Source organism: Falsibacillus pallidus (assembly GCF_050990905.1).
In the GTDB taxonomy this organism is placed as follows: domain Bacteria; phylum Bacillota; class Bacilli; order Bacillales; family DSM-25281; genus Falsibacillus; species Falsibacillus pallidus_A.
In genome coordinates this window covers 1,593,843-1,610,023 of the sequence record NZ_CP158866.1, presented here as the reverse complement: position 1 = coordinate 1,610,023, position 16,181 = coordinate 1,593,843, and the positions used below count along the sequence as shown (strand labels likewise).

Below are 16,181 nucleotides of genomic sequence, written 5' to 3'. Positions count from 1 at the left end.
CCGTAAACAGTCGTCAGATTTTATTTCAATTTTTTCTGCAATTCAAATAAGGCATTCATTGCTTGCAAAGGATTCATTTCTAAAAGGTTTAATTTCATCAATTCATCCACAATTTTCTTTTCTTTAGATGCTGATTTTGATTCAACTGGAGGAGAAAAGAAGGAAAGCTGATCATTTTCCTGTGAATATTCCTCCCGCACTGCCTCTTTTTGCTTAGGAGATGTTTTGCCTTCATCGCTTTGATTTTCCAGCTGCATCAATATATCATTTGCTCTTTGGATCAATTCTTTCGGCAGCTCTGCCAATTCCGCCACGTGGATTCCATAACTTTTATCCGCCGCACCATCTTTGATTTTATGAAGGAAAACCACTTTGCCGTTTTGCTCTACTGCACTGACATGAACATTTTTTAATAGCGGCAATTCCTCATCAAGGATCGTTAACTCATGGTAGTGAGTTGAGAATAACGTCTTTGCTCCGATTCGTTGATGAATATATTCAATGATTGCCTGAGCCAGGGCCATTCCATCATAGGTGGAAGTTCCCCTCCCGATTTCATCAAAAAGGATGAGGCTGTCCTTCGTTGCATTCGTGATGGCATTCTTTGCTTCAAGCATTTCCACCATGAATGTACTCTGTCCCGAAATTAAATCGTCTGCTGCACCGATTCGAGTGAATACTTGATCGAAAATCGGAAGAATCGCTTCAGATGCTGGTACATAGCATCCTATTTGACCAAGAATGGATGTCAAGGCAACCTGTCTCATATAAGTGCTTTTACCAGACATATTCGGACCAGTGATAAGAAGCATTTCTTTTTCCGCATCCATAAAACAGTCATTTGGAACATATTCCTGTGCATTCATCACTTTTTCGACTACAGGATGGCGGCCATCACGAATGATGAGCTTTCGTTCATTAGTGAACGTTGGTTTCGTATAGTGCCTCTGTTCGCTGATTGTTGCAAAACATTGAAGTACATCGAGTTCACTGACCGTCTGTGCAAGTTTTTGCAGCCTTGGGATGTAGGATTTCACTTTTTCCCTGATCTGCAGGAAAAGATCGTATTCAAGCTCTGTGCTTTTTTCGGTCGCTTGAAGGATCAACGCTTCTTTTTCCTTCAATTCCGGTGTGATAAATCGCTCCGCATTTGTCAACGTTTGCTTCCGCTCATATCGATCCCTGTCATCACTTAATAAATGAAGATTGGCACGTGTCACTTCAATATAGTAGCCAAACACGCGATTATAGCCAATTTTCAAGGATTTGATGCCGGTTCTTGCCCTTTCCTGCTGTTCCAGCTGGGCAATCCAGTTCTTTCCGTTACGACTGGCATCCCTGTAGGCATCCAAATCTTCGTTATACCCATCCTGGATGATCCCACCCTCCTTGATTGATAATGGAGGATTCTCAATGATTGCATGATTGAGCAGCTCTGTCAGGTCTTCAATGGCATCCAATCTTGCAGCCAAACGCTCTGCTTCAGGGTATGCCAGCATCTGGACAGTGGATTGGATAGAGGGGATTTTCTCAAGGGATTTTCTAAGCTGAACGAGATCCCTTCCATTCACGTTTCCGAAAGCCACCCTGCCGGCAAGCCTTTCAAGATCGTATACTTCCTTTAGATTTTCCCGAAGCTCCTGACGTTCAAAATATTGTTTCATAAGTACTTCAACCATGTTTAATCTCGAAGAAATTTCTGTTTCGCTTATTAAAGGGCGGTCAATCCATTGCTTTAAAAGCCTGCCACCCATCGCAGTCATTGTTTCATCCAGAAGCCATAGCAATGAGCCTTTTTTCCCCTTTGCTCTGATCGTTTCAGTCAGCTCCAGATTTCTTTTAGAGTAGTAGTCTATTTTCATGAAGTTTTGCAGCCGGTATGTCTGGACAGGCTGGAGATGGTCCAAGCTGCGCTTTTGTGTCCTCTTTAAATAATTGAAAAGCCGTGCAGCTGTCTTTTTAAGCCCTTCTTCACATTCTTCTTGGAATAGATCGAGAAAATCCATGTGTAAATCCGTGTCATTTTCAAGAGAAAATGTCACAGGCATCCTCTCCATGATTTTCTTTTCAATCCCTTTATCAAAATTGGCGCCAACAATGATTTCTTTGGCACCGGTCAAAGATACTTCATTTAAAAGCGCTTCTTCCCCATTTCTTATTATGGTCGCTTTCGTTTCTCCCGTGGACAAATCGTTATATACGAATCCAAAGATTCCTCCATCAAATGCAGTTATAGAGGATATGTAGTTGTTCTCTTTCTCAATTAATCCCTTGCCTTCCATCAACGTCCCTGGTGTGATCAATTGAACTACTTCTCTTCTAACTACTCCCTTTGCCTGCTTAGGATCTTCTGTCTGTTCACAGATGGCCACTTTGTAGCCCTTTTCTACCAGCTGTTCGATATATCCTGGTGCAGAATGATAGGGAACGCCGCACATCGGAATGCGTTCCTCAGCCCCGCCTTCCCTGCTTGTAAGGGTGATTTCAAGCTCTTGTGAGGCCTTTAAGGCATCATCAAAAAACATTTCATAGAAATCGCCTAACCGGAAAAATAAAAAGGCATCTTGATAATCTGCCTTTATCTGCAAATATTGCTGAACCATTGGAGTAAATTTAGCCATGAGTAATCTAATTCCTTTCCGAACATTCTACTGAACTTACATTATATCATATCTGCCTCTTTATTTTTAAAGGAAGGAACTGCAAGTTTACTGCCAAACAGGAATTATTGGAAAAAGGTCGAATAAATCTTTATGGTTACTAGAATTAATGTTAAAGGAGAATGGTGGCATGGGGCATTTTTTCACCACTAAGTTAAATGAAGAGCAAGTAGAGGATCTGTACAAGCTTTACCAGCAGGCATGGTGGGCAGGTAATCGGAAGATGGAAGACATCCGTACGATGCTTGGACATACAGATATGCTTTTTGGCGTTTGTGATTCAAATTCGGGGAAATTGATTGGTTTCGCCCGGGTCTTGACCGATTTTATTTATAAGGCCCTCCTCCTTGATGTAATCATTGATGAAGAATACCAAGAAAAAGGAATCGGCAAATCATTGCTGAACCATATCACTTCACATCCTAAATTAAGCCACGTCGAGCATCTCGAACTATATTGCCGCGCCGATAAAAAAGAGTACTACGAAAAATGGGGATTCAAAGAAATCATGACCGAATTGACATTCATGAGAAAAACCACATCCGTTCCTCCCCTTCATTAATAAAAAATGAGGACGTTTATAGGAACGTCCTCATTTTTTATTATGCATTACGTATTAAAGCATTTCCAAAAATTCAATTTTGTTGCCGAAAGGATCATTCACGGAAAAGCGAATCCTGCCTTCAATAGGAGCGTCTTCTTTAATCACCACTCCCTCATCTTCCAGACGCTTCCTTAACTCCAGCAATCCTTTTACCAATATCCCAGGATGCGCTTTTTTAGCTGGAAGAAAATCTTCCTGAACCCCAATATGTATTTCTTGATACCCGCATTGGAACCAGCAGCCGCCCCTCGCCCGCAAATTCTCCGGTTTTGGAATTTCATCCATCCCTAGCAGTCCCTCATAAAAAAGTCTGGCATCCTCTTCACAGCCTTTTGGACCCGCAATTTGAATATGATCGATGCCGCTAAATGAAAAAGACATATGTCCACTTCCCTTCTTACATTCTTATCCTCATATTACCTCTTTTTCATTAGAATTGCCCTAATGAAATTTGAATCACTTTTCATAAGTAAATCTTTAACAACAGAAAGGCCCGGCGATTAACCCGGGCACCTTCCAAGAAAAAAACTAGGAAGCATAACTTCCTAGTGGTTATTCCTCTTCGCTTCCGACTAAAAAGTCAGGGCTGAGATCTTCGAATTCCTCGTCATCCAGTTCATGGCCCCATTCATCATCACAATCGCAGCCTTCTGGATGGATTGCAACACAGACCTTTGTTTCCCCGATTACTTCCACAAGGAACTCTCTTTCAACATGGACAATGATTTTATTGCCATTTGGCGAAATCACTGCTTCACAGCAATTTGGCTGCTGCAGGACGCGAACGCAAATTTCTTTATCATCCAAGCAATCTGGATCACGGTATTTAAGCTTGATTACGTCTGTATATTCTACTCTCTCTGTCACAACTGATGTTTTGGAATTATCATTGTGGGAATACCAAACGTTAATTTCATAATAACCGCGAACTTCCACTGTTTTACCAACCTTATGGGCTTTATACGTATGGTTGATAATCCAGCAGCCTAAGATGCTCGATGGATGGTGCGGTGGGCTGATCGTATGATTGGACTGTGTGAATTTACGTCCCTTCGCTACGACCGCCTTCGTGATAATCTCTCTGTATTCTGCCATTCGAGCGAACCCTCCTCATTCATTTTCACTTCATCCTATGCTTACCTATAGACTAGTGTGCCAATATTTTTATGAAGAATATTAGGTATCAGTGTAGTAATAATTCAGTTTATGCCGCGAATGACGTAATGTTACGAAGGAAATTCCCCTTTGCCTTTCTTAAGGTTGAATTGCCTTGAGAATGAAGGATTTCTCATCAGGATCCTAAGAAAAAATGCACCAATCAATCCACCAGTGACTGAACTTAAAAGAAACGATGGAATAAATCCAAACAAGGCAGCCTGCTTTCCTAAAAACCAAATTGAAATAGGAACGCAAACAAGAGCACCTAAAACGCCGGTTCCTATCGCTTCCCCCAATAGAGCAAATCTGATTTTCCCACTCATTTTAAAGAGCAGTCCCGCTAATAATGCTCCGATCATGCTCCCGGGAAATGCAAAAACGGTTCCTGTTCCCATCAGGTTTCTTAAGAACGATACGATGAAAGCTTGTGCAAGGGCATACCACGGTCCAAGGAGAACACCCGAGAGTACATTGAGAAGATGCTGGATAGGAAAAGCTTTAGCTGCTCCTATTGGGATGTAAAATACATTCCCTGTTATTGCGCCTAAAGCTGCCATCATACCTGTCAAAGCAATTTTGATTGTTTTATTCATTTATAATTCCTCCTTCAAATTATTCGATCACCGAAGAAGCCAAAGGTTTTAAGGCAGAAAAAAAGACCCCAAGCAGGAGTCTAGAAATGTTTGTACAATCACAAAATACCTTGAACGTTGGAAACACCTGTGGTGAATTCACCACATTCATCAGCACTCCAAACGTCATGAGTATTTTTCAATGTCATAACATCTATTCCCACTTCCCTACGCTGGTTCTAGCCAGATCAGGTTATAAGGGTCAAGGACATCAAGAGTCCACTCTCAGCCGACTGCTTCCGGCTCCCCCAGTGATCTAAATCTATTCAATTCAAATAAACTATATCATATTTATCTCATGACCGGAATCAAATATTCCCAATTTTATTAGAATGAAATTGGCATATTTTTATAAGAATTTCAAACAATAACCTGAATAAAAAAAGGAGGAAGATCAATGGACCAAAATCGTGTAAAGCAAATACTTTCATCTTCTGCAGATATCGTTGTGAAATACAATGGGACATCCGTTTGGATCGACAATCTGCATGAAAACGGCAGGACTGCAACTGTGCACCTGCGGGGCCCATTAGAAGAACGTTCAGATGTAGACATTAACGAACTTACCGAAGAATAAGAAAAAAGCCAGGAAGTATGTCTCCTGGCTTTTATTGATTTTATTTGATTAGCAGCTGCCAGGTGCAGTATTTTTCACCTGTGAACCTGTTTGACCATAAAGCAGATCTCCGCCAGTCGATTCAATGATTTCATTCGTCACTGTATTTGAAATGGCTGATGACACCATTTGCAGCAATTCATTAACATCCGTTTGAGACTCTTTGAATTCCTGTACAATCGGAATCTCATTGATTTCCTTTTCAATGGCTTCAATCTTTGCCTCTACCATTTTCAATGCATTTGTCTTGCCGTAATGCTGGAAATTAACCGCTTGCTTCTGTAAGCTCTTGATGCTTGCGATCATTTCCCTGACTTTTTGGTTTTCATTGATTTGCGCCTCGGCACGCTTGAAGAAATCAACTTCTTCTGTTTCTGCAATCATCTTTGCTAATTCCGTTGCACGGTTTACAATATCGTCTTTTGTATATTTCGCCATCCTATTTCACCTCTGCCGTTTCTAATTCTTCAATCATTTCCCCATTCAATGACCAAGTTTTCACATCTGTGATTTTCACTTTGACAATCTTGCCAATCGCAGTCTTAGGGGCTTTAAAATTCACAAGTTTATTTCTGCGAGTATATCCGGCTAATACATCCGGATTATTTTTACTCTCACCTTCAACCAATACTTCGACAACGCGGTCTTTGTATTTTTTCAAAGCTTCTGCTGACAACTCGTTTACGACACTGTTCAAACGCTGCAGCCTTTCTTTTTTCACTTCCATTGGAACATTGTCCTTCATTTTCGCTGCAGGAGTTCCCTCTCGTGGAGAATAAATGAATGTGTAGGCAGCTTCGAATCCTACTTCACGATATAAAGATACCGTTTCTTCAAACTGCTCTTCTGTTTCATTCGGGTACCCGACAATGATATCGGTCGTCAAAGCCACATCAGGGATTGCAGCTTTGATTTTGCGGACGAGTTCAAGGAATTGCTCTCTTGTATACTTCCGAGCCATGATTTTCAGCACATCTGTCGAGCCGGATTGAACAGGCAGATGGATATGCTCCACCAAATTCCCTTTATTCGCCAGAACTTCAATCAAATGATCGTCAAAATCACGAGGATGGCTTGTTGTGAATCGGATTCGCGGAATATCAATTTTGCGCAGCTCGTCCATTAGATCTCCAAGACCATAGTTCATGTCATCGAAATCTTTTCCGTAAGCATTTACATTTTGTCCGAGCAAAGTGATTTCCTGGTATCCATGGGCTGCAAGCATCCTGACCTCCTGGATGATTTCATCAGGTCTCCGGCTGCGTTCTTTACCGCGGGTATATGGAACGATGCAGTAAGTGCAGAACTTATCGCATCCGTACATGATATTAACCCACGCTTTGATATTGCCTCTGCGGACCTTCGGAAGGTTTTCGATGACATCTCCTTCCTTGGACCATACTTCCACAACCATCGCTTTTGACATATAAGCTTCTTTTAAAATTTGAGGAAGCCTATGGATATTGTGGGTACCGAAAATCATATCGACATGCTGATGTTTGCTGAGGATGCGGTTAACGACCGACTCTTCTTGAGACATGCATCCGCACACGCCGACCAATAGATCCGGACGCTCCTGTTTCAAAGCTTTTAAATGGCCAATTTCGCCGAAAACCTTATTCTCAGCATTTTCGCGAATAGCACATGTATTCAAAAGGATGACATCTGAATCTTCAGTCGTTTCGCTCGGCTCGTATCCCAATGCCATGAAGATCCCTGCCATGACTTCCGTATCATGTTCATTCATTTGGCAGCCATAGGTCCTGATATAAAATTTCTTCCCATTTCCCATTCCCATATATTCTTCAGGGATATTAAAGTCTTTGAAATATTTAATCTCTTCTTTCCCACGCTTTTTTGCATCTTTTAAGGAAGGTGCAACATAGACAGACTGGAAGTACTTGCTGTAGTCTTTTTCGGATTTTTTGTCCGAAGGAGCAGTGTCCTTCACTTGCTGACCTTGTAAACGCTGTTCTTCATTCATGTAAATAATACTCCTTTCCACCAAGACAAAGCATCTATTCACCATTCATTGTGAGATTCGCCTTACATACATTATAAAAATCTTACAATCAAAAAAACAAGTATTCACGCACATTACATAAGTATACGTGTTTTCCACGCAATTAACAATAAAAGAAAAGGCCCGGCAAGCCATAATATTCCTTTCGGAACCGGCTGCCGGGCTTCTCTTTTCTTACATAAATTCTTTTAAAAGCTCATTAAAGTGGCCTTCACCGAGCATAAGGTCAGCTTTTGTCAAAGCATCCTCGCTGTATCCGGATACAAGCTCCTGATAAGAAGGCTGGCTGGTGTTTTGATAGATCAAACCTGTTACTAGACCATCATGTTTCATTAATGTGGTCATTGCCAATTCACGGTTCGCCGTATCATACCCTTCTACATCGCTGAGTTTTGTGAGGTTTTCTTTAAACCAGTCGTAGGTGTTGACTTTATTATAGGTCACACAAGGACTGAAGACATTGATAAGGGAAAAACCTTTATGATTGATGCCAGCTTCAATCAAGGCAGTCAATTCTTTCAAATCAGTCGAAAAGCTTTGGGCCACGAAAGTAGCTCCGGCAGTCAAGGCCATTTCCATCGGCGCGAGTGCATGTTCAATGGCACCTTCTGGAGTGGACTTCGTTTTAAAACCTGCTGCAGATCTTGGTGAAGTCTGCCCCTTCGTCAAACCATAGATTTGGTTATCCATAACGATATAAGTGATATCGACATTTCTGCGGATGGCATGGATGGTATGTCCCATTCCAATAGCAAAGCCGTCTCCGTCTCCTCCAGAGGCGATGACAGTCAAATCCTTATTCGCCATTTTCACCCCTTGTGCAATTGGGAGGGAACGCCCGTGAATTCCATGCAGGCCATAAGAGTTAATGTAGCCGGAAATGCGGCCTGAACATCCGATTCCTGAAATAACCGCCAATTGTTCCGGTTCCAGCCCCACATTGGCTGCTGCACGCTGAATGGCAGCTTGCACGGAGAAATCCCCGCATCCAGGACACCAGTTGGGTTTCACATTGTTTCGAAAATCTTTAAACGTGGCCATTTAGAACAACTCCTTGCATTCAGTGTGGATTTCATGCGGCAGGAATGGGTTTCCATCGTATTTCACAATACTGCGGATCTTATTGTGATTGCCTGCATTCATCTTGATGATTTTGGCAAGCTGGCCTGTCGCATTATTTTCAATCACTGCCACTTTTTTGGCAGATTGAATCAATGGCATCATTTCATCTGTCGGGAAGGGCTGGATCAATCGAATTTGTGCATGATTGACTTTCAACCCATCCTTTTCGAGACGGCCTTTTGCCTCTTCAATGGCACCACGCGTAGAGTTGAAACCAATGACTAGCAAATCAGCTTCCTCATGTTTTGCATCTGTGTAAATCGGGGTGTCAAATTGGATATTTTCAATCTTCCTCATGCGTTTATCCATTTGATGTTTCCGGTTGGATGCAGCTTCTGAAGGTTTTCCGGTTTCATCATGCTCTACACCGGTTACATGGTGAATACCGTTCTTCATGCCCGGAATGACACGTGGAGAAACTCCATCTTCCGTCACTTCATAGCGTTTGAAATATGATTTATCGTCCAGCTCTGCAAGTTCCGATTCATTTTGAATCAATTTTCCCCGTCTGATTTCAACTTTACTGAAATCAAGAGGCTCCACTGTCTGCTTACCCAATGAAAGCTGCAAGTCAGATAGGACGATTACAGGGCACTGATACTGTTCAGCTAGGTTGAAAGCTTCAACTGTATCATAGAATGCCTCTTGTACGGTACTTGGGGCTAGCACAATCTTAGGGATTTCCCCGTGTGTACCATACAGCATTGCCATCAAGTCTGATTGTTCCTGCTTTGTCGGAAGTCCTGTAGACGGTCCGCCACGCTGTGTATCAACAATTACCAAAGGCGTTTCTGTCATCCCTGCCAATCCAATCGATTCCATCATAAGGGAAAGCCCAGGTCCGGCAGATGCCGTGAATGCCCGCACCCCTGCATAGTTGGATCCGATCGCCATTGTCGCAGCAGCAATTTCATCTTCTGTTTGAATGACCGTTCCTCCGACCGAAGGCAATTTCTTAATCAAATACTCCATAATTTCTGATGCTGGGGTAATCGGATAGGCAGCCATCAGACGCACGCCGCCTGCCAATGCACCTAAAGCAATCGCGTCATTCCCAATCATGAACATACGCTTTTGGCCGTCTGCTTTTTCAAGTTCCATAATCCCTGTCTGGCCGTCGAGCTTTTCTTTCATGAATTCTGCGCCTTGTTTGATCGCTTCCATATTTTTTGCAACAACCGCTTCACCCTTGCGGCCAAAGATCTCTTCCACCACTTCTTTGAAAAGAGAGAGATCAAGATTCAGAATAGTGCATGTCGCTCCTATAGCCACCATGTTTTTCATTAATGAAGTACCCAGTTCAGACGCTATCTCTGTAAATGGTACAGCGAACATCTGCGCCTCAGTATCTTCAGGTTTTTGCGGGTCAAATTTTGCATCGGCAATAATGATCCCTTTGCTGTGCAGCTCTTTATAATTGACATCGATTGTTTCTTGGTCGAAAGCAACCAAAATATCCAAATCATCTGCAATGGCGCGTACCTGCTTCGTACTTACGCGGATTTTATTATTGGTATGGCCGCCTTTGATTCTGGATGAAAAATGGCGATACCCGTATAGATAGTAGCCAAGACGATTTAGAGCGATGGAGAAAATTTCACCTGTGCTCTCAATACCTTCACCCTGCTGACCGCCTACTTTCCAGGAAAGCTGTTGAATCATCTATATAACACCCCTCTTAATATCAATCGGTTCATAATTACTACCGTATTAGTGTATCATTTTTCTATTTAAATCACTAGGATATACGACCAGCTCTCCAAGCGTTTGTCCCATTTTTCACTACGGCTTATTGTGGAAACCTCTCCGCAAAATTATAAAACAGGAACCCTTCCACTTGCTCAGAGGTATAGTGTTTTACTAATTCATTTACCAATGAAGCATAGTCCTTATAAGAAGACAGCCCATTGACCGTTTTGTCGATTCCGTCAAAATCCGAGCCAAAACCGATGTTCCCCACACCGCCGAGACTACAAATATACTCCACAAGTTTTAAAATATCTTTAATATTTGCATTCCCATCCTTCACCACAAATTCCGGTACAAAGGTGATGCCTATTACACTATCCCTCTCAATCAAAGCCTTGATTTGATGATCCCTCAAATTTCTTGGATGAGGACAAAGTGTATACGGGTTAGAGTGGGAAGCAATCGGATGCTCCGCTAACTGGAGTACATCCCAGAAGGCTTTCTCAGATAAATGGGAAACATCTGTCCAGATTCCTAATTGATTCAAACGTTCTACGGTCTGCCTGCCAAATTGGGTAAGCCCACCACCTCTAGACTCCATTGCGCCATCTGCAACAGCATTGGCGAAATTCCAAGTCAATCCGACAGAGCGGACTCCAAGACGGTAAAGTGTGTTCAATTTAATCAAATCTTCTTGAATTGCCTCACATCCTTCAAGTGTAAGCACGGCGCCGATTTCATTCTCTTTTAATGAAAATATATCCGCCCTGTTAAGAATTAGCTTCATTTCTGGATTGGGAGCAAGAATTTTCTCATAAAAAATATCGATCATTTCAATCGCAGCTTGAAAACGCATCATCGGATGAATGCTTGGAGAAACAAAAATAGCAAAGCACTGCACCTTGCTGCCTGTATTCAATAGCTGTTCATATGTAATGTGCAGTGAACTTCCAGACTGAAAAGATATACCACGGTATTTCAACATTTGAGATAATACATCACAATGGGCATCAAAGATTTTCATTTGAGATTCCTTTCTCTTAATAGACTGTTACTTCCATGATAAAGAAAATCCTTCAGAAAATCTCGTGCAAAATTTCAATATATCAAAAAAGAGCCTGCTTGCTCCTTCTGCAAACAGGCCTTTCCTATCGTTTGAGAAGGAGATTCCGTCTATCTGGGTTCCACGATTAACTTGATAGCCGTTCGTTCTTCTCCATCAATTTGGATGTCTGTGAATGCAGGGATGCAAATTAAATCGACCCCGCTTGGGGCTACAAACCCTCTCGCAATTGCTACCGCTTTTACAGCCTGATTCAGAGCCCCAGCACCGATCGCTTGAATCTCTGCTGCACCTCTTTCACGAAGAACACCGGCCAACGCCCCTGCTACAGAATTAGGATTAGATTTTGCTGAAACTTTTAATATTTCCATTTCATAGTTCCTCCTTGTCATTTCCCCATCTCGAATGTTCATTCAGTGAACATCTGAATATAAAAGATTCCAATGCTACTATATTCAAAAAAAAACAAAACTATTCCAGCTTGGACAAAGAAAAGCGGAAGCGGCCCGGTAGCCCCGACCAGCATAAGACGGAACTCGAAGGAAATCCTGATTTCCGTAGAGGTACGGCTTATGACTCGAGGGGCTGGGCGCTGAAGCTGGATCACGAGAAAAGCGGAGCCGACTGTTCGAGTACTTTTTCGCCAGCGAAAAAGTATTAGAGGCGTAGAGACTGGAGCGCAGCACACCCAAATAAAAAAAGCTGCCTTCTCAAAAGGCAGCCCCCCGTACACATTTTATGAAAAAAACGGATGATCTTCGTTTATCAGTATTCTCTCTATTTTACTTGCCTTCCCTGTAGCATCGTCCAAATCAATGATACATGCGCTCAGCTGCTTCCGGCCTTCTTTCGGTACTTCAAAACGAACCGGCATGCTTGTAAGAAATCTTTTCAGAACAGATTCCTTTGTCATACCTAAAATTTCATCATATGGTCCAGTCATACCGACATCGGATAAATACGCAGTACCCTGCGGCAGCACCCTGTTATCCGCCGTCTGGACATGGGTATGGGTACCCACAACCGCCGATACCTTCCCATCAAGGAACCAGCCCATTGCTTGCTTTTCACTGGTTGCTTCTGCATGGAAATCAACAAAGATGATATTCGTCCTCTGTTTTGCTTCTTCTACTAATTCTTCCGCTTTTAAAAACGGGCAATCAATAGCAGGCAAAAATGTTCTTCCCTGAAGGCTGATTACAGCTATTTCGTGCTGGTTGAATTTAGAGTACACGATGCCTTGACCAGGATTCCCTTCTGGAAAATTCGCTGGCCTCACCATATTTTTTGCCTTGTCGATAAACTCAAAAATTTCACGGTTATCCCATGTATGATTTCCTAATGTCACAACATTGGCTCCGGATTCTAAAATCTGACGATAGATTTTCTCAGTGATCCCTTTGCCTCCAGCTGCGTTTTCTCCATTCACAATAGTAAACTGTGGACGGAATTTTTCTTTCAGTCTTGGCAAATACTCTTTGATCATGTCGCGGCCGGGAGAACCGACCACATCTCCTACGAATAATAATCTCATTTTACTGCCCTTTCTAATCTGAATTTCTATTCCATTATTGTAACACAAGTAGTCGATCATTAATCTTTCGTGTATTTATGATTTTCAGCCAACAAAAAAAGCGGTGAAAACCACCGCTTTATTTCGCATATTCAACTGCTCTTGTTTCACGGATCACAGTCACTTTAATATGACCTGGATAATCAAGTTCTTCTTCAATCCGTTTCCGGATATCACGCGCCAATCGATGAGCTTCTAAATCATCGATTTGTTCTGGTCTTACCATGATACGAACCTCGCGTCCTGCTTGAATGGCAAATGACTTTTCTACACCCTCGTAGGATTCTGAAATCTCTTCCAGTTTCTCTAAACGGCGGATATAGTTTTCAAGTGTCTCACTTCTTGCTCCAGGACGGGCTGCTGATAGAGCATCAGCCGCTGCCACTAGAACAGCAATGATAGACGTCGGTTCTGTATCACCATGATGGGATGCAATGGAATTGATGACAACAGGGTGCTCTTTATACTTCGTTGCCAATTCCACTCCGATTTCAACATGGCTTCCTTCAACTTCATGGTCAACTGCTTTACCAATATCATGCAGCAATCCTGCACGGCGGGCAAGGGTTTCATCCTCGCCAAGTTCAGCAGCCAATAATCCTGAAAGGAATGCCACTTCCATCGAATGCTTTAAGACGTTCTGGCCATAGCTTGTACGATATTTCAATCGTCCAAGAATCTTGATTAAATCAGGATGAAGTCCATGAACTCCAACTTCAAATGTTGTTTGTTCACCGATTTCACGGATATGTTCATCAACCTCGCGTCTGGCTTTATCAACCATTTCTTCGATGCGCGCTGGATGGATGCGTCCGTCCTGAACCAGTTTCTCAAGTGCGATTCGGGCAGTTTCACGACGGATTGGATCAAATCCTGAAAGAATAACTGCTTCAGGAGTATCATCAATAATTAAATCGATTCCGGTCAATGTTTCAAGTGTACGAATATTTCGGCCTTCTCTACCAATGATACGGCCTTTCATTTCGTCATTTGGAAGGGTAACGACAGATACAGTCGTTTCTGCAACGTGCTCCGCAGCACACCTTTGGATAGCTAGTGAAAGAACTTCTTTCGCTTTCTTATCAGCATCCTCTTTCGCCCTGTTCTCACTTTCCTTCACCATGATGGCGATATCGTGAGCCAATTCATTTTCCACTCGATCAATGATAATCGATTTAGCTTCGTCGCGAGTCAGACCCGAGATACGCTCAAGTTCAGCTTTCTGTGATCGTACCATATCGTCCACTTTGCTTTCCATCTCTTCAATATGTTGTTGTCTTTGCCCTAAAGAGTCCTCTTTCTTCTCAAGCATCAATTCTCTCTTATCGAGTGATTCATCCTTGCGGTCAAGGTTTTCCTCTTTTTGCAATAAACGGTTTTCTTGCTTCTGCAATTCATTTCTTCGTTCACGAAGTTCTCTTTCAGTTTCTGTACGAAGTTTGTGATTTTCATCCTTTGCTTCCAGAAGGGCTTCTTTTTTCAAAGATTCAGCTTCGCGCTTAGCGTCTTCTACAATTTGCTCCGCGGCATTCTTTGCCCCAGAGATCTTTGCTTCAGCAATGGACTTGCGAATTAAATAGCCAACAACTACACCGACGATTAGGCCAAGCAAAATGGAGATGATTGTAATAGGTTCCAACTCTTTCACCTCCTCTTGCTATGAACTTTTGTCATCATTCAAAAAATGTCGGCTGCTACATTGTTACAAAGGTTTCAACATACAGCGTCAGGCTTTCAAATTTTCATTCGAAAAAGTTAAAAAATATACATTTTTAATTTTAAAGGTGCTAAAAATTATTGTCAAGGCTTGGGAGAAAAAAGAGAAGCTTGAAATAACAAGCTTTATCAATATTGCAAACGTTTGCATCCCTCTCTTAAGCATAAGCGATTCTCCAAAAAGAAAAAGCGGTCGAAAAAATGACCGCTTTTATCTCTATTATTCGTCAAGAAGTGCAAACTCTTCTTGGTCTTCATCCGCTGATGCTGTTTTTACTTCATCCAGATTATAATGATCGCGAATCTTCATCATTAATTCGTGGCGAAGCTCAGGATTCTCTTTTAGGAATTGTTTCGCATTTTCACGGCCTTGTCCTAAACGCTCTTCATTATAGGAATACCAAGAACCGCTCTTTTGAACGATATCCAATTCAGAGCCCATATCAATGATTTCGCCTTCTCTTGAAATCCCTTCACCATACATGATATCTACTTCAGCTGTACGGAATGGAGGAGCCACTTTATTTTTCACTACTTTAACTCTCGTTTTGTTCCCTACCATATCGTTTCCTTGTTTAAGCGTTTCTGCACGACGCACTTCAAGGCGTACGGATGAGTAGAATTTCAACGCTCGTCCACCTGGAGTTGTCTCAGGATTTCCGAACATAACACCGACTTTTTCACGAATCTGGTTAATGAAGATTGCTATGGTTTTAGATTTATTGATTGCACCAGAAAGCTTACGGAGTGCCTGAGACATCAAACGTGCTTGAAGGCCGACGTGTGAATCACCCATCTCCCCTTCAATCTCTGCTTTTGGAACCAATGCTGCTACAGAATCGATAACCAGGATGTCGACAGCACCGCTTCGTACAAGTGCTTCTGCAATCTCAAGAGCCTGTTCGCCTGTATCCGGCTGTGATAAAAGAAGTTCATCGATATTAACGCCTAATTTTTGAGCATAGACAGGATCGAGGGCATGCTCTGCATCGATGAATGCAGCTTGTCCGCCTTTAGCCTGTACTTCTGCTATCGCATGGAGTGCTACAGTTGTTTTACCTGAACTCTCAGGCCCGTAGATTTCAATGATTCTTCCTCTAGGATATCCGCCTACTCCCAATGCTACATCAAGTGCCAGAGATCCACTTGGCATTGTAGAAATCCTACGGTCTGTCTGTTCACCCAACTTCATGATAGAACCTTTACCAAATTGCTTTTCTATTTGTTTTAACGCCATTTCAAGTGCTGCTTGACGATCATTAGCCACTAGATTTCCTCCTTTATATTTACAGGTATCCAGCACGTTTGCTGAATAACGTTTATCT

At 42.3% G+C, this 16,181-nt stretch carries 15 protein-coding genes and 1 riboswitch; of the genes, 2 read left to right on the top strand and 13 right to left on the bottom strand.

The genetic code is table 11. From position 1 onward, the window contains the following. Positions 1-20: 20 nt before the first annotated feature. Positions 21-2,621 carry a DNA mismatch repair protein MutS gene (gene mutS, locus ABTV07_RS08485; protein WP_433749965.1) on the bottom strand — a complete coding sequence of 867 codons (2,601 nt, stop codon included), beginning with the start codon at positions 2,619-2,621 and terminating at the stop codon, positions 21-23. 169 nt (positions 2,622-2,790) lie between these two features. Here mutS and ABTV07_RS08480 point away from each other — a divergent pair, with 169 nt between their 5' ends. Next, positions 2,791-3,222, top strand: coding sequence for a GNAT family N-acetyltransferase (locus ABTV07_RS08480; protein ID WP_433749962.1), 432 nt, complete (start codon positions 2,791-2,793; stop codon positions 3,220-3,222). Between the two features lie 54 nt (positions 3,223-3,276). On the opposite strand, the gene ABTV07_RS08475 is transcribed toward ABTV07_RS08480, so the two are convergent. The 3 genes from ABTV07_RS08475 to thiW all read right to left on the bottom strand — a co-directional run bounded on the left by ABTV07_RS08475 (position 3,277) and on the right by thiW (position 5,015). Beyond that, a complete protein-coding gene (locus ABTV07_RS08475) occupies positions 3,277-3,645 on the bottom strand; it encodes a glyoxalase (protein WP_433749959.1) in 369 nt (122 codons plus the stop codon). 171 nt (positions 3,646-3,816) lie between these two features. Further along, on the bottom strand, positions 3,817-4,359 hold the full coding sequence (locus ABTV07_RS08470) for an outer spore coat protein CotE (protein ID WP_433749956.1): 543 nt from the start codon (positions 4,357-4,359) through the stop codon (positions 3,817-3,819). 131 nt (positions 4,360-4,490) lie between these two features. Next, entirely contained in the window at positions 4,491-5,015 is a 525-nt protein-coding gene (thiW, locus tag ABTV07_RS08465; protein ID WP_433749954.1) for an energy coupling factor transporter S component ThiW, read from the bottom strand. Positions 5,016-5,202: 187 nt separating this feature from the next. After that, positions 5,203-5,314: riboswitch (TPP riboswitch) on the bottom strand. 137 nt (positions 5,315-5,451) lie between these two features. Here thiW and ABTV07_RS08460 point away from each other — a divergent pair. Then, positions 5,452-5,631, top strand: coding sequence for a small, acid-soluble spore protein, H family (locus ABTV07_RS08460; protein WP_433749951.1), 180 nt, complete (start codon positions 5,452-5,454; stop codon positions 5,629-5,631). A 48-nt stretch (positions 5,632-5,679) separates the two neighbouring features. Here the strand turns inward: ABTV07_RS08460 and ABTV07_RS08455 are convergent, their stop codons facing one another. The 9 genes from ABTV07_RS08455 to recA form a co-directional block, all read right to left on the bottom strand. Next, a complete protein-coding gene (locus ABTV07_RS08455) occupies positions 5,680-6,108 on the bottom strand; it encodes a RicAFT regulatory complex protein RicA family protein (RefSeq protein ID WP_433749948.1) in 429 nt (142 codons plus the stop codon). A gap of 1 nt (position 6,109) precedes the next feature. Continuing rightward, complete coding sequence (gene miaB / locus ABTV07_RS08450; protein WP_433749946.1) at positions 6,110-7,654, bottom strand: tRNA (N6-isopentenyl adenosine(37)-C2)-methylthiotransferase MiaB; 1,545 nt, start codon at positions 7,652-7,654, stop codon at positions 6,110-6,112. Positions 7,655-7,867: 213 nt separating this feature from the next. Beyond that, on the bottom strand, positions 7,868-8,734 hold the full coding sequence (locus tag ABTV07_RS08445) for a 2-oxoacid:ferredoxin oxidoreductase subunit beta (protein ID WP_433749943.1): 867 nt from the start codon (positions 8,732-8,734) through the stop codon (positions 7,868-7,870). After that, the gene (locus ABTV07_RS08440) at positions 8,735-10,477 is read right to left on the bottom strand and encodes a 2-oxoacid:acceptor oxidoreductase subunit alpha (RefSeq protein WP_433749940.1); all 1,743 of its coding nucleotides are present in this window, start codon (positions 10,475-10,477) and stop codon (positions 8,735-8,737) included. 127 nt (positions 10,478-10,604) lie between these two features. Then, positions 10,605-11,528, bottom strand: a complete 924-nt coding sequence (locus ABTV07_RS08435; RefSeq protein ID WP_433749937.1) for a dipeptidase — start codon at positions 11,526-11,528, stop codon at positions 10,605-10,607. A gap of 149 nt (positions 11,529-11,677) precedes the next feature. Continuing rightward, positions 11,678-11,938, bottom strand: a complete 261-nt coding sequence (gene spoVS, locus ABTV07_RS08430) for a stage V sporulation protein SpoVS (protein WP_003181955.1) — start codon at positions 11,936-11,938, stop codon at positions 11,678-11,680. 365 nt (positions 11,939-12,303) lie between these two features. Continuing rightward, complete coding sequence (locus ABTV07_RS08425) at positions 12,304-13,101, bottom strand: TIGR00282 family metallophosphoesterase (RefSeq protein WP_433749933.1); 798 nt, start codon at positions 13,099-13,101, stop codon at positions 12,304-12,306. A gap of 118 nt (positions 13,102-13,219) precedes the next feature. Beyond that, the gene (gene rny, locus ABTV07_RS08420; RefSeq protein WP_114743606.1) at positions 13,220-14,779 is read right to left on the bottom strand and encodes a ribonuclease Y; all 1,560 of its coding nucleotides are present in this window, start codon (positions 14,777-14,779) and stop codon (positions 13,220-13,222) included. A 297-nt stretch (positions 14,780-15,076) separates the two neighbouring features. After that, positions 15,077-16,093 carry a recombinase RecA gene (gene recA, locus ABTV07_RS08415; protein WP_433751157.1) on the bottom strand — a complete coding sequence of 339 codons (1,017 nt, stop codon included), beginning with the start codon at positions 16,091-16,093 and terminating at the stop codon, positions 15,077-15,079. Positions 16,094-16,181: the final 88 nt, after the last annotated feature.

Bases quoted from the DNA above. Each gene is read 5' to 3' on its own strand.
- ABTV07_RS08435 (WP_433749937.1), bottom strand. From the start codon at position 11,528: ATGAAAATCTTTGATGCCCATTGTGATGTATTATCTCAAATGTTGAAA.
- ABTV07_RS08425 (WP_433749933.1), bottom strand. From the start codon at position 13,101: ATGAGATTATTATTCGTAGGAGATGTGGTCGGTTCTCCCGGCCGCGAC.
- mutS (WP_433749965.1), bottom strand. From the start codon at position 2,621: ATGGCTAAATTTACTCCAATGGTTCAGCAATATTTGCAGATAAAGGCA.
- ABTV07_RS08460 (WP_433749951.1), top strand. From the start codon at position 5,452: ATGGACCAAAATCGTGTAAAGCAAATACTTTCATCTTCTGCAGATATC.
- recA (WP_433751157.1), bottom strand. From the start codon at position 16,093: ATGGCGTTAAAACAAATAGAAAAGCAATTTGGTAAAGGTTCTATCATG.
- ABTV07_RS08445 (WP_433749943.1), bottom strand. From the start codon at position 8,734: ATGGCCACGTTTAAAGATTTTCGAAACAATGTGAAACCCAACTGGTGT.
- ABTV07_RS08480 (WP_433749962.1), top strand. From the start codon at position 2,791: ATGGGGCATTTTTTCACCACTAAGTTAAATGAAGAGCAAGTAGAGGAT.
- ABTV07_RS08470 (WP_433749956.1), bottom strand. From the start codon at position 4,359: ATGGCAGAATACAGAGAGATTATCACGAAGGCGGTCGTAGCGAAGGGA.
- ABTV07_RS08440 (WP_433749940.1), bottom strand. From the start codon at position 10,477: ATGATTCAACAGCTTTCCTGGAAAGTAGGCGGTCAGCAGGGTGAAGGT.
- miaB (WP_433749946.1), bottom strand. From the start codon at position 7,654: ATGAATGAAGAACAGCGTTTACAAGGTCAGCAAGTGAAGGACACTGCT.
- ABTV07_RS08475 (WP_433749959.1), bottom strand. From the start codon at position 3,645: ATGTCTTTTTCATTTAGCGGCATCGATCATATTCAAATTGCGGGTCCA.
- ABTV07_RS08455 (WP_433749948.1), bottom strand. From the start codon at position 6,108: ATGGCGAAATATACAAAAGACGATATTGTAAACCGTGCAACGGAATTA.
- spoVS (WP_003181955.1), bottom strand. From the start codon at position 11,938: ATGGAAATATTAAAAGTTTCAGCAAAATCTAATCCTAATTCTGTAGCA.
- thiW (WP_433749954.1), bottom strand. From the start codon at position 5,015: ATGAATAAAACAATCAAAATTGCTTTGACAGGTATGATGGCAGCTTTA.